The 13,638-nt window shown below is 32.5% G+C and carries 10 protein-coding genes; 8 read left to right on the top strand and 2 right to left on the bottom strand.

Annotated features, from left to right (window positions below; translation table 11 throughout):
• Window positions 1–22: 22 nt before the first annotated feature.
• Complete coding sequence (locus M2651_RS04155) at window positions 23–958, bottom strand: resuscitation-promoting factor (protein WP_252131081.1); 936 nt, start codon at window positions 956–958, stop codon at window positions 23–25.
• 280 nt (window positions 959–1,238) lie between these two features.
• On the opposite strand from M2651_RS04155, the gene M2651_RS04150 reads away from it, so the two are divergent.
• The 4 genes from M2651_RS04150 (at window position 1,239) to M2651_RS04135 (ending at window position 6,511) form a co-directional block, all read left to right on the top strand.
• Window positions 1,239–2,810 carry a DEAD/DEAH box helicase gene (locus tag M2651_RS04150; protein ID WP_252131080.1) on the top strand — a complete coding sequence of 524 codons (1,572 nt, stop codon included), beginning with the start codon at window positions 1,239–1,241 and terminating at the stop codon, window positions 2,808–2,810.
• 56 nt (window positions 2,811–2,866) lie between these two features.
• Window positions 2,867–3,925 carry a CdaR family transcriptional regulator gene (locus tag M2651_RS04145; RefSeq protein WP_252131079.1) on the top strand — a complete coding sequence of 353 codons (1,059 nt, stop codon included), beginning with the start codon at window positions 2,867–2,869 and terminating at the stop codon, window positions 3,923–3,925.
• Between the two features lie 131 nt (window positions 3,926–4,056).
• Window positions 4,057–5,313, top strand: coding sequence for a GntP family permease (locus tag M2651_RS04140; RefSeq protein ID WP_252131204.1), 1,257 nt, complete (start codon window positions 4,057–4,059; stop codon window positions 5,311–5,313).
• A gap of 70 nt (window positions 5,314–5,383) precedes the next feature.
• Window positions 5,384–6,511, top strand: a complete 1,128-nt coding sequence (locus M2651_RS04135; protein ID WP_252131078.1) for a glycerate kinase — start codon at window positions 5,384–5,386, stop codon at window positions 6,509–6,511.
• Window positions 6,512–6,560: 49 nt separating this feature from the next.
• Here M2651_RS04135 and M2651_RS04130 read toward each other — a convergent pair whose 3' ends face one another.
• A complete protein-coding gene (locus M2651_RS04130) occupies window positions 6,561–7,394 on the bottom strand; it encodes a DegV family protein (protein ID WP_252131077.1) in 834 nt (277 codons plus the stop codon).
• A 220-nt stretch (window positions 7,395–7,614) separates the two neighbouring features.
• On the opposite strand from M2651_RS04130, the gene M2651_RS04125 reads away from it, so the two are divergent.
• The 4 genes from M2651_RS04125 to asnA all read left to right on the top strand — a co-directional run bounded on the left by M2651_RS04125 (window position 7,615) and on the right by asnA (window position 13,529).
• Window positions 7,615–8,220 carry a TetR/AcrR family transcriptional regulator gene (locus M2651_RS04125; RefSeq protein ID WP_252131076.1) on the top strand — a complete coding sequence of 202 codons (606 nt, stop codon included), beginning with the start codon at window positions 7,615–7,617 and terminating at the stop codon, window positions 8,218–8,220.
• Between the two features lie 88 nt (window positions 8,221–8,308).
• Entirely contained in the window at window positions 8,309–9,013 is a 705-nt protein-coding gene (locus tag M2651_RS04120) for an ABC transporter ATP-binding protein (protein ID WP_350338289.1), read from the top strand.
• Between the two features lie 2 nt (window positions 9,014–9,015).
• Window positions 9,016–12,369: an ABC transporter permease gene (locus tag M2651_RS04115; protein ID WP_252131075.1), complete on the top strand. Its 3,354-nt coding sequence runs from the start codon at window positions 9,016–9,018 to the stop codon at window positions 12,367–12,369.
• Between the two features lie 173 nt (window positions 12,370–12,542).
• A complete protein-coding gene (gene asnA / locus M2651_RS04110; protein WP_252131074.1) occupies window positions 12,543–13,529 on the top strand; it encodes an aspartate--ammonia ligase in 987 nt (328 codons plus the stop codon).
• Window positions 13,530–13,638 lie beyond the last annotated feature (109 nt).

Below are 13,638 nucleotides of genomic sequence, written 5' to 3'. Positions count from 1 at the left end.
ATTCGTCTGTCTTTTATTTGAGTCATTTTAAAACATAAACATTAACATACTTTACAGCCCATCTTAATGCCTCGGCTTTAGTATCGAAGAAAACATCTATAGTGTTTCCTTTAATTGCTGAACCAGTATCAGCAGCAATAGCAAAACCATAGCCTTGTACAAAAAGTTTTGTACCATAAGGAATAACAGAAGGGTCTACTGCAATAGTGCTGTAACCATCTGGATTTCTTACCGCTTTTCTGCCTGAAGCTGTGTAAGCTGAAGTAGCTCCCCCTGTTGGTGAATATGCAGTAGCTCTTGCTTTAAAAACTTTTGTATAAGGAATAGGATCTCCACCTCTATTTATAGGCAGTACTGGTAAGGTTCCTACTACAACAATCTTATCAACTGGGTTTTTTACAATATTTTCACTTACAACTTTTCTAGACACTTCTTTTCCGTTTTCATATGTAACATCAGTTATAATTTGTTTTTCTCCATTCTGACCTTCCTGGGTAGTCTTTCTTACTGTGTTTGCCAGATTATTATCGTTCTTAATGATAGTTTTAAAGCTTATTGACTGAGACTCTGTGAAAGTTTTTGTATCAACTCTTGTTACTTTAATTTTTAAACCTTCACTTAATTTTGTGTCAATGGAAGGACTTATTTTATCCTGCTCTCTTAGTACTATTCCTTCTGCTTTTAAAACAGAAGCTACATTTTCATCGGAAGTTAACACATTTAATTCTTTATCATCTACTGATAGTAGAACGTTAACAGCTCGAATTATATTTATAGTACTATTATTAGATATTTTCGAATTTAAATTTGGTTCAATTTTATCCTTAGGTCCTACCTGGATGTTTTGTTCTTTCAGGGCAGCTTGAACAGTAGTCTTGAAAGTTTTTATTTGCGTTGAATTTCCGTCTATGGTGATTGTAATTGTTTTTAAATTTATGTATATTACTGCAGCTAACAATGATGCTATTAGAATTGAAATGACAGAGGTTATAAATTTGTTTTTAGCAGCTTTAGTAAAAAAGCTTTTTAAACTTAATATAATATTCTCCTCCTCTCTTTATAACGGTTTATTAAATAGTTATGCTTCGTGAAGTAAATATATGAAAATAATATCTGTTTTTTTTGTTTTTGTCAAATTTCCAGGCAGCTTAGAAGTTTCCCATATTTATATTTTCTTGTATAAATAGTAATACTATATTATAATATAGTAACTGAAGTTGAAAGAGGGATTGTAAAGTATGGAAAATGTTAAATTTAGTGATTTAGGACTTAACGAAAGAGTGCTTAGAGCAATTGATGATATGGGTTTTGAAGAACCTTCACATATTCAAGCGGAGGTTATACCAGTTTTATTACAAGGATATGATGCTATAGGTCAGGCGCAGACAGGTACAGGAAAAACTCTTGCTTTTGGGGCGCCCATTTTAAGCAAATTTGAGAGAATTGATGGAAAAATACATACTATTATACTTGCTCCTACAAGAGAACTTGCAATACAAGTGAATGATGAACTTGTGCGTATAGCTAAATACACAAAAGTAAGAACTCTTCCTGTATATGGCGGTCAGCCTATTGAAAGACAAATAAAAGCTCTTAAAGGTGGAATAGACATTATTGTAGGTACTCCTGGAAGAGTTATGGATTTAATGAGAAGAAACATAATAGATTTAAGTGATATAAAGTTTCTTGTGCTTGATGAAGCAGATGAAATGCTTGACATGGGTTTCATTGACGATATAGAGGAAATTGTTAAAACTGCAAATAAAGACAGGCAGACTATGCTTTTCTCAGCTACAATGCCAGATGAAATAAAAAAGCTTTCTAAAAGATATATGAAAGAGGATAGAAAGCATATATCTATTGTTAAAAATACAATGACAGTTTCTACTGTCAGCCAGTATTATTATGAAGTTAAGCAAAACAGCAGATTTGAATCCTTCTGCAGAATACTTGATGTGGAGGAGCCCTCTTCAGCAATAATCTTTTGCAAGACTAAAAAGGGTGTAGATGAATTAGTTGAGGCTATGCAGTCAAGAGGTTACAGTGTAGAAGGAATGCATGGGGACATGAACCAGAATCAAAGATTAAACACCTTAAGAAAGTTTAAGGAAGGTAACCTTGAGTTTTTAGTTGCTACAGACGTTGCAGCAAGAGGAATAGATGTAGAGAACGTAACCCATGTTATAAATTATGATCTGCCTCAAGATATAGAGTCCTATGTTCATAGAATAGGAAGAACAGGAAGAGCTAATAGAGAAGGTGTTGCATATTCTCTAGTTACTCCAAGGGAGTACATGACTTTAAAGCAAATTGAAAAAGTTACTAAGAGTAAAATTAAAAGAAAAGATATACCAACTATTGATGATATATTCCTAGCAAAATACAAAAATATTTTTGGTAGAGTAAAGGAAACTTTAGAGCAGGAAGAGTATAAGAGATTTGTACCATTAGCAGCTGAACTTGATGATGAGTATAACCTTGTAGATGTAGCAGCAGCTCTTATGAATATACTTTATAACAAGGAAGTAAGCTTTGATTATACTGAAAATGATATAGCTGCAGAATCAAACTTTGTGAGATTATTTTTAACAGTAGGAAGAATGGATAGATTAAATCCAAAAACACTTCTTCAGTTTTTCAATGAGTATGCAAGGGCAAACAGAGAGGATATCGGAGATATAGATCTTCTTGAAAAGTTTACTTTTGTAGATGTATCAGAAAGGGTTGTAGATTCTATAATTAAAAACTGCAGCGGCAGGAAGCTTTGCGGAAGAAAAGTTAAAATTGAGGTTTCCAAACCTAGAAAATAATATTTAAGGCTCTGAAGCGCTAAGCTTTGGAGCTTTTTCAGATAGTGGAGGGTGTCATGATAACACTTACAGAACAAATAGCTCAAAGTATAGTAGACAGAATGATGAACGTAATTCCTTATAACGTAAATATCATGAATAGTGAAGGAATAATAATAGGAAGCGGGGATAAAAGCAGAATAGGTCATTTGCATGAAGGAGCTGCACAGGCTATTGCAGAAGATAAGCTTATAGCTGTTTATGAGTCAAAGGGAGGAGCCAAGCCTGGAGTAAATATGCCTATACATTTTGATAAAAAAATAATGGGAGTAATAGGCATAAGCGGAGAACCTAAAATTGTTGAGGCTTTTGCATCTATAGTAAAAGTAACTGCAGAGCTTTTAATAAATCAGGAATATGCTTTTAACGAGAGAAGAATTAAAGAACAAATGAAGGAAGAATTTCTATATCAATGGGCTTATTTAAGTGAAGATTATGATGAAAGCTTTGTTCATAGAGCTTCTAAATTAAATATCGATTTAAATATTAACCGTTTAGCTGTTGTTATAAAAACATCTAATGAGAAAGCAGTTTTGGATAAAGTAACAAGATACCTCCAAGAAAATGAATATGTAATTAGATTAAACCCGGAAAATATATTAATATTTATGAAAGCTGATAGCAAAATTAATAAAAGAGTTAACCTTATATATGAAGAACTAAAAAGGTCTGTTAAAATTGGAATAGGTATTGATAGTAAAGTAATGGTAAGGTCTGTAGAACAGGCATTGAATGCAATTTATTTAGCTGAAAAACTAAATCTGCCTAAAGATATTTGCAGTTATAGTGAAATTTCATTTATTGATATTTTATCTAAAAGTTTAAAAAGAGATAAATTTTCGCATATAATCAGCAGACTAGAGGAAGAGTCAAAGACATTAAATCTTATAGAGACTCTTACTACCTATATACTTTTAAACGGTGAAGTAAACCATGTTGCTGAAGCTCTTCATATACATAGAAATAGTTTGAACTATAGATTGAAGAAAATAGAAGATATTACAGGAAAAAATCCTAGGAATCTTTTGGGACTTTTCGAGCTTTTTACTGCCTGCATACTTTATAAATTAGATTAATTGTGCAAATGAACAAAAAATAATAATTAAATATTTAACAAATAAACAATGAAATAGGTTGTTAAAAGATTTATAATTACATTTGTAATCGTACTCAATTTGTTCATGTAAACAATTATGTAAAGGAGGATATAAATATGCAGGTTACAGCCTTAGGAGCAGTTGCAGGGTTAATAGTTGCAATCGTATTAATTATTAAAAAAGTTCATCCAGCTTATGGACTAATACTTGGTGGAATTATTGGGGGTATAGTTGGAGGAGCAGGACTTCCAGGTACAGTTACTTTAATGATGGATGGGGCAAAAGGAATAATTCCTGCGGTACTAAGAATATTAACTGCAGGTGTGCTTGCAGGAGTACTAATCGAATCTGGAGCAGCAGGTAAAATCGCTGAAACAATAGTAGATAAACTGGGAGAATCTAATTCTCTTATAGCACTAGCTATAGCAACTATGGTATTAACATCAGTAGGAGTATTTATTGATGTAGCGGTTATAACAGTTGCACCAATTGCAATGGCTATAGCAAAAAGAGCAAATTTAACAAGAACAGGAATACTTATTGCAATGATAGGCGGGGGTAAGGCAGGAAACTTAATGTCTCCAAACCCAAATGCTATTGCAGCATCAGATAGTTTTAAGCTGCCGTTAACGTCAGTTATGGCAGCAGGAATAATTCCAGGTCTTGTAGGGCTTGCAGTTACTTGTATAGTGGCTAAGAAATTAGTTAGAAAAGGTACAGAAGTAGAGCTTAGTGAAGTTGCAGTTTCATCTGAAGAAAAGCCGGGATTTTTTCCTGCTATAGTAGGACCGTTTGTAGCAATTATATTATTATCTTTAAGGCCGTTATTTAAGATAAGTATAGACCCGCTTGTAGCACTACCTGTAGGTGGGATAATGGGAGCTTTAGCCATGGGAAAGATAAAGAATATAAATAAATATGCAACTGTAGGTCTTGCTAAGATGAGTGGAGTTGCAATACTCTTGCTTGGTACTGGAACAATTGCTGGTATAATAGCAAACTCAGGTTTAAAAACTGTTATTATTAATGCACTAAATACTTTAGGACTTCCAGCCTTTGCATTAGCACCAATGGCAGGTATATTAATGTCAGGAGCAACAGCGTCTACAACTTCTGGTACAGCAGTAGGCAGTCAAGTATTTGGACCAACAATACTACAGCTTGGTGTTCAGCCTTTGTCAGCTGCAGCTATGATTCATTCGGGAGCAACAGTACTTGATCATCTTCCACACGGAAGCTTTTTCCATGCAACTGGCGGAAGTGTATTTATGGAAATGAAAGAAAGACTAAAGCTTATACCATATGAGTCTATAATAGGATTATCAATGACTATAGTTTCAACAATTATATATGGAATATTAAGATAATTATATAAGTAACAGCTGCCTGAAAGTTTTACAAGCAATTTTCAGGCAGTTTTTAAAAGGAGGAAATATCATGAAATTTGTTTTAGCACCAGATTCATTTAAAGAGAGTATGACAGCTAAAGAAGCAGCAGAAGCTATGGAGAGAGGAATAAAGAAAGTAATGCCTGATGCTGAGTGTATATTAGTTCCAATGGCAGATGGAGGAGAAGGAACAGTACAATCTTTAGTAGATGCTACTAATGGAGAGACAATAGAAGTTGAGGTTACAGGACCAAAGGAACAGAAAGTTAATGCTATGTTTGGAATATTAGGAGATGGTAAAACAGCAGTTATAGAAATGGCTAGTGCCAGCGGAATTCATCTTGTAAAAAAAGAAGAAAGAAATCCTCTTGTTACTACAACCTTTGGAACAGGGCAGCTTATAAAGGCAGCACTTGACAGAGGTGTTAAAAGAATTTTCATAGGTATAGGCGGAAGTGCAACAAATGATGGTGGTGCTGGAATGGTTCAAGCACTAGGGGCAAAGCTTTTAGATAAGGAAGGAGTTGAGCTTCCTTTTGGAGGTGGAGCTTTAGATAGGCTATATAAAATAGATTTGTCAGGCTTAGATGCAAGACTTAAAGATGTTACTATTGAAGTTGCCTGTGATGTAACTAATCCTTTGACAGGTAAGACAGGAGCTTCATATGTGTTTGGACCGCAAAAGGGTGCTGATTCTGAAATGATAGAAAAGCTTGATAAAAACCTTGCTCATTACGCAGAAGTAATAAGAAAAGAGTTAAATAAAGATATTGAAAATATTCCGGGAGCAGGTGCTGCAGGCGGTCTTGGAGCAGGACTTATGGCATTTTTAAATGCTGAACTTAAAAGAGGAGTAGAGCTTGTAATAAAATATACTGAGCTAGAAGAGAAAATGAAGGGTGCTGACTACGTTTTTACAGGAGAAGGAAGTGTAGACTCCCAAACAATATTTGGCAAGACTCCTTTTGGTGTAGCAGCTACTGCACAAAAACTCAGCATTCCTGTAATAGCTTTTGCAGGAAGAATTGGAGATGGTGCAGAAGTGCTTTATAAAAAGGGTATTAATTCTATAATAGGAATTATGTCAGGAGCCGCTTCTATAGAGGAAGCTTTAAAGCAAGGTGCTTATAATTTAGAGAGAGCAACAGAAAACATAGTAAGAATATTAAAGTTGTAAAAAATTAAGCTGCTTAGAAAATTTAAATTCTCAGCAGCTTAATTTTTATTTAAAAGGCAATAACTATTCCGCCATCATCTGCATAAGTAGAGCTTAACCCAGCCATCTCTACTACTACAATATCTTTGAAATTATACTTTTTCAACACTTCTTCTTTAAATTCCAAAGCTCTTTCCAAGCAGTTGCAGTGAGCAATTCCCAGAACTTTTTCTTGAAGGTTAGTTCCTTCTTCTCCTATAATATCTACGAGTCTTCTTAAAGCTTTTTTATATCCTCTCACCTTTTCAAAAAGCTTGATTGTTCCTTCATCGCCAGCCATGATAGGCTTAATTGAAAGCATTGAAGCTACCTTTGCCACTACAGGATTCAATCTTCCTGCTTTGGCTAAGTGTTCAAGATTTTCAAGGATAAAAAATGTTTTCATTTCCTTAATGAATTTTGTAACCTTTTTTACTATTTCTGCTTCGCTGATGTTAAGCTTAGCTAACTCATTGATTTTCATAACTATAACAGTTTCACCTGCGGAAGCACTAAGGCTGTCAAATACGTGAATAAATTTGTTTTCTACTTCCTCTAAAAACATATTCTTAGCCAGAACTGCACTATTATAGGAACCACTAAGATGGTTAGATAAGGTTACAACAAAAACGCTTTCTGGTCCTTCGTATCTTTTCATATAGTCATCTGGTGAAGGACAAGCGGTTTTAGGCGCTACTTCGCATTCACCCATTTCTTTTACATAATGTTTTACATCTAAGCTTTCATCATCTATAAAAGATTTATCTCCTAGCTGAAGTGTCAAAGGAGCAATATCTACATTCATTTCCTTCTTCATTTCATCTGTCAAATCACAGCTGCTGTCTGCAACAATCTTAATTGCCATTTGCTTATTCCTCCAAATCAATAAATATATAAAGAGAAATATTTATTAATTATTATTCCTCTAAATTTCTATATTATTATCTTATAATTGAACTATATCATATATTGGGAGTTTATTCTAGGTGAAAGCTAAATTAATTATAAATAATTAATAGGGATTGTAGCTAATTGACAGGTATGATAAAGATTTGTACAATTTAAAAGTGAACGGAGGTTTTCTAATGCAATATCAAAAGGATGAAGTTCGAAACAGGATAATTGAAGAAGCTTTAAAAGAATTTAACGAAAAGGGTTATGAAGGCGCTTCTATAAGAACTATAGCTAAAAGGGCAAATACGTCTGTAGGGAATATATATAAATATTTTGAATCAAAAGAAGATTTGCATGATAATATTGTTGGAGCTGTTTATAATAAATTTATAGATTATGTTAAGAAGTTTAATAATATGAAGCTTAACGAGCAGTCAAAATCTATATTATATAATCTATTAGATGAGATAATGGAAATATTTAATGAAAAGAATTTAGAGATTTCTATACTTTTTAATCAAAGTAAAGGATCTAAATATGAAGGGTGTAAAAGTATTTTTGTTGATTTTGCAACAAGAATGGTAACAGAACAAGTACAATATGAGTTGTCTTTAAAAGGTAAAAGGCTTAAGGATAATTTTATTATATATCTTCTTTCAAACAGCCTTCTTGAGAGTATTGCCATTATAGTTAAGGAACGAAGTAATGGTGCAGAAGTAAAAAGACTTATTCTTAATTTAATTGATATTTTCTATACTGATATAGTAGATAAATTAGATATTAAAGATTTACAATAAGAATGCGCTTCTATAAAAAAGAAGCAATATTTTTTGATTTAAAAGAGAACCGATGTTCATGATATCACTACTAGGAAGGGGTACATAAGTGAATAGTTTTGTTGAATTTAGAAATGTAAGAAAAAGCTATGACATGGGTGAAGTTGTTATTACAGCTGTTGATGATGTTTCATTTACTATAGATAAGGGAGAATTTGTTATTATTCTAGGTGCCAGCGGAGCAGGAAAATCAACAATACTTAATCTTTTAGGAGGCATGGATTTTGTAACAGAGGGAAGTATATTTGTAGATGGTAATGAAATAAGCAGATATGATAAAAGGCAGCTCACAAAATACAGGCGTGAAGACATAGGTTTTGTTTTTCAGTTTTATAATTTAGTTCAGAATTTGAATGCAGTAGAAAATGTAGAGCTTGCAGTTGAGTTATGCAAAGATTCCATGGATCCTGTAGAGGTATTAAAAAATGTTGGTCTTTTACATAGGCTTTATAATTTTCCCTCTCAGCTTTCTGGAGGGGAGCAGCAAAGAGTATCCATAGCAAGAGCTATTGCAAAAAATCCAAAATTGCTTCTTTGCGATGAACCTACAGGAGCATTGGATTATAAAACTGGTAAAGCAATACTTAAGCTGCTTAAAGATACTGCTAAAATATATAATATGACAGTTGTAGTTATTACTCATAACTCTGCAATTGCGCCAATAGCTGATAAAGTAATTACTGTTAAGAGCGGGAAAATTGCAAGTGTTAAAAAGAATGAAAATCCTGTAGATATAGAAAGTATAGAGTGGTAATTATGAAAAAGACATTTTTTAAGAATTTATTTAGAGATATTAAAAAAAGCCTTTCCAGGTTTCTATCTATAGTGGTAATTATAGCAGTAGGTGTATCATTTTATTCAGGTATAAGAGCTACCAGTCCCGATATGAAGATGTCAGGAGATATTTATTTTAATAAAAATAACTTTATGGATTTTAAGTTGATTTCTACTCTCGGTCTTACCAAAGCTGATTTAGCTGAAGCTGAGAAACAAAGCGGTGTAATTAAGGCTGAGGGTTCATATTCAATTGATGCAGTTATGGAAAAAGGCAAAAGTCAATTAGTATTAAACATTAATTCTCTGCCGGCTGAGGACGGTATAAATAGTATAAGAATGGTTCGGGGAAAAAGACCAGAAAATGATAATGAAGCTGTGGTTGAAGAGAAGTTTCTGAGAGAAAACAAACTAAATCTAGGAGACAATATAGTTATTAAGTCTGGAACAGAAAAAGATATAAATGATAATTTGAAAATTAATGAATTTAAAATTGTCGGAACAGCAGAATCTCCGTTATATGTATCAGCTCAAAGACAGCTTAGTTCTGTTGGTAATGGAAATGTAAAAGGATTTGTATATATACTTCCAGAAGTATTTAAAAGTGAAGTTTATACAGAAATTTATGTAAGAACTGGAAGTTTAGAGTCTGTAAATAGCCTTTTAGATAATAAAAGCTATGAAAAGCAAATAGAAAATATAAAAAAGTCGCTTAAAGACCTTGGAGTTACAAGAAACGAGATAAGATATGCAGAGGTTATAAAAGAGGCTAGCCATAAGATAGATGAGGCACAAGCTAAATTAGATGATTTTAAAAAAGAAGCTGCAGAAAAATTTGCAGATGGATATAAACAATTATATGATGCAAGAGAAAAAATAGTTCTTGGTAAAAAAGAACTTAAGAAAAATGAGGCTTTTTTTAATCAAAAGATGGAAGATGGCAAAAAACAGATAGAAGATGGAAAAAAGCAGATTGAAGCTGGAGAAAATGAAATAAATGCCAGAAAAAAGGAACTGGAGATGGGAAAATTTCAGTTGACTGAGAGTAAAAAAGAGCTTGATGAAGGCGAAGCAAAATTAAATGCAGGGAAATTACAGGCGGCAAATAGTATTTCCACAGCTATTGTATCTCAGGTAGAAAATGCAAAAAAACTGATGGAAAAAGAACCAGACAATTTAACCTTTATATATCAGTATAATGCTTTGAGTCAGCTTTATGAAAATGCCATTAAAGGAAAAGATTTTGATAGCATATATAGTGCCTTAAAGGCAGGAAATCAATTAGAGAGCTTAAAAGCTTATTTTGATATAGAAAATTTAAAAAATAATTTTGACAAATCAGCAGAGGATATAAGTAATGGAAGGAAGCTTATTTATGAAAATGAAAAAAAGCTTCAAGAGGGTGAGGCTGCTCTTAATAAAGATATAGAAGAACTAGAAGCAAGCAAGAAGAAAATTGCTGCTTATGAAGCAGAGTTAAACAAGGGAAGAAAGGAAGGATTAGCACAGCTAAATAGCGCAAGAAAAAAACTTGAGAATGGACAAAAGGAAATAGATACAAATACTGAAAAGTTAAAGTCAGAAGAGGAAAAAGCAAATACTAAGATTAAGGAAGCAGAAGCTGAAATCCAGAAAAACAGGGATAAGCTTAAGGATATTAAAAAGCCTGTCTGGTATGTTCTGGGAAGATCAGAAAATATAGGCTATGAGACTTATAGACAGGATAGTGACAGAATTGATAATATAGGAAAAGCCTTTCCGCTCATATTTTTTCTTGTAGCAACCTTAGTAAGCCTTACTACTATGACGAGGATGGTTCAGGAGAAGAGAATAGAAATAGGTACTTTCAAAGCTTTAGGATATTCTAGAACTTCTATAGTAGCTCACTATCTTATTTACTCGCTAAGTGCTAGTGTAATTGGAAGTATCATCGGTATTTCTTTTGGATTTAAATTGTTTCCGCCTCTTATAATGAATGCTTATGCTTCACTTTATACTATTCCAGATAAAGTAGTACCTTTTAATACAAGTCTTGCACTGCAGTCTTCTCTGCTTGCAATATTATTTACAGCAGTAGCGGCAGTAGCAGCCACTTTAGATGAGCTAAAAGAAGTACCGGCTTCTTTAATGAGACCAAAACCACCAAAGTCAGGTAAAGCTATATTTCTTGAAAGTATTAACTTTATTTGGAAGAGATTAAGCTTTACTAAGAAAGTTACAGTTAGAAATATTTTTAGATATAAGCAGAGATTTTTCATGACAGTAATAGGTATAGCTGCTTGTACTGGACTTATTGTATCGGGATTTGGAGTTAAAGAAGGAATAATTGGGGCAACAGAAACTCAATTTAATAAAATTTATTTGTATAATATGCAGGGAAATCTTGACAAGGATATAAATAAAGCTGATAAAAATGAAATAAAAGAAAAAGCATTAAAAGATACGAATTTAAAATCTATATTATTTACTCATTCAAAAAATGGTTCAGCTAAAAATGATAATTCAAAAGGTCAGGATGTATATGTAGTTGTTCCTGAAAGTAAAGAGGAATTTACTAAATATATAAACTTAACTATGAAGGGTAAGAAGTTAAAACTTGATGATGATGGAGTTATTTTAACTTCAAAGCTTTCCCAAATAATAAATAAAAAAGCAGGAGATATTATGCATCTTACAATTGATGACAAGGATGTGGAAGTTAAGGTTTCTAAAGTAACGGAACAGTATATTCAGCATTATATTTATATGAGTCCTGCTTATTATGAAAAGATAACAGGAAATAATATAACTTTCAATAGTTTCTATGGACTTCTTAAAGACATATCTGAGGAGGCTCAAAACAATACTTCAAATAAAATAAAAGATATAAGCCGTATTAATTCTGTAGGGTTTAAAAACAATATACAGGTTCACTATGATGAAAGCATGAAAAGTATTGACTCAGTGGTGCTGGTTTTAATAGTATCTGCAGGTGTTCTTGCTTTTGTTGTAATATACAATCTTACAAATATAAATATTACAGAAAGGAGAAGAGAGCTTGCAACTATTAAGCTTTTAGGCTTTTATGACCATGAGCTGGCAGCTTATATATATAGAGAAAATATGATACTAACTATTATAGGCAGTCTGGCAGGAATACCAGCAGGAATACTGCTTAACAAGTTTATTATAACTACTGCAGAAACAAATGTAATAAGGTTTTTAGAAAAAATTAGTCTAACTAGTTTCTTATATGCTATTTTACTTACAATATTTTTCTCTGTAGTAGTAAATATAGTTATGTATAAGAGATTTGATAAGATTGACATGATAGAATCTCTTAAAGTTTCAGAGTAAACTTGCAGGTTATAAATTTTTTTAAAGTTTCTTAATAAATTCAGCACTTAAATTTTGCAAGGCGCAAAAATTAAACTTTCATATATACTTGAAATAGAATAGGGATTGCTATATTATTATAATTAGTGTTATTTAATTAATTGTTTAAAAACAAGCATAAAGGGGGCTATAAAGTGTATAAATCTCATTTAAATCTTATAGAAACTGAAATAGCAATAAAAACTGTAAAAGACTATTTTGAAAGAAGCCTTTCTGAAAAATTGAATTTGACAAGAGTGTCAGCACCAATATTTGTAAAAAGCGGTAAAGGTATAAATGATAACTTAAATGGTGTAGAGAGAGCGGTAGTATTTGATGCTAAAGCTATAAAAGAAAGCAGCTTGGAAGTTGTGCAGTCTCTTGCAAAGTGGAAGCGTATGGCGCTTGGAAGATATGGTTTTGAAGCAGGAAAAGGACTATATACAGATATGAACGCCATAAGAAGAGATGAAGATTTAGATAATCTTCATTCAATGTATGTAGATCAGTGGGACTGGGAAAAGGTTATATTAAAGCAGCAGAGAAATGAAGATACATTAAAAGCTGTTGTAAGGGATATTTATCAAGTTTTTAAAGATACAGAAGAATATCTTTATTCGTACTATCCTGTATTTGGGAAAATACTTCCTGAAGAAATTCATTTTATAACAACTGAAGAGTTAGAAGATAGACATCCAGAGCTTACTCCAAAGGAAAGAGAAGATGTTATAGCTAAGGAAAAAGGTGCAGTTTTCATTATGAAGATAGGAGATGTCCTAAAATCAGGTGAAAAACATGATGGTCGTTCACCAGATTATGATGATTGGTCATTAAACGGAGATATTGTATTCTGGTATCCAGTGCTTGAAAGAGCTTTTGAAGTTTCTTCAATGGGTATTAGAGTAGATAAGGAAGCACTCCTTAGACAGTTAAAGGCTGCAGATTGTGAGGATAGAATTAATTTAGAGTATCATCAAGGAATTATAAATGAAACTCTTCCTTATACAATAGGAGGGGGAATAGGTCAATCCAGAATCTGCATGTTCTTTTTAAGAAAGGCTCACGTTGGAGAGGTTCAGGCTTCTGTTTGGACTGATGAAATAATTGAAGAATGTGAGAAAAACAATATATTTCTGCTTTAAAAAATAAGCCTCTTGTCTATATAGATAAGAGGTTTTTTCCATTGAAAAAAATATAGTTTGTCTATATAATTATTATTAATAAATTATTTAAATGATTTAATAAACAATA

The organism is Clostridium caldaquaticum, from assembly GCF_023806125.1.
In the GTDB taxonomy this organism is placed as follows: Bacteria; Bacillota; Clostridia; order Clostridiales; family Clostridiaceae; genus Clostridium_AT; species Clostridium_AT caldaquaticum.
The sequence above is the reverse complement of the archived record's forward strand: the minus strand, read 5'-3'. Positions and strand labels throughout refer to the sequence as shown.

What these genes read in the sequence shown, in the direction of transcription:
- M2651_RS04150 (WP_252131080.1), top strand. Translation starts at nt 1,239, where the DNA reads ATGGAAAATGTTAAATTTAGTGATTTAGGACTTAACGAAAGAGTGCTT.
- M2651_RS04145 (WP_252131079.1), top strand. Translation starts at nt 2,867, where the DNA reads ATGATAACACTTACAGAACAAATAGCTCAAAGTATAGTAGACAGAATG.
- M2651_RS04135 (WP_252131078.1), top strand. Translation starts at nt 5,384, where the DNA reads ATGAAATTTGTTTTAGCACCAGATTCATTTAAAGAGAGTATGACAGCT.
- M2651_RS04130 (WP_252131077.1), bottom strand. Translation starts at nt 7,394, where the DNA reads ATGGCAATTAAGATTGTTGCAGACAGCAGCTGTGATTTGACAGATGAA.
- M2651_RS04125 (WP_252131076.1), top strand. Translation starts at nt 7,615, where the DNA reads ATGCAATATCAAAAGGATGAAGTTCGAAACAGGATAATTGAAGAAGCT.
- M2651_RS04115 (WP_252131075.1), top strand. Translation starts at nt 9,016, where the DNA reads ATGAAAAAGACATTTTTTAAGAATTTATTTAGAGATATTAAAAAAAGC.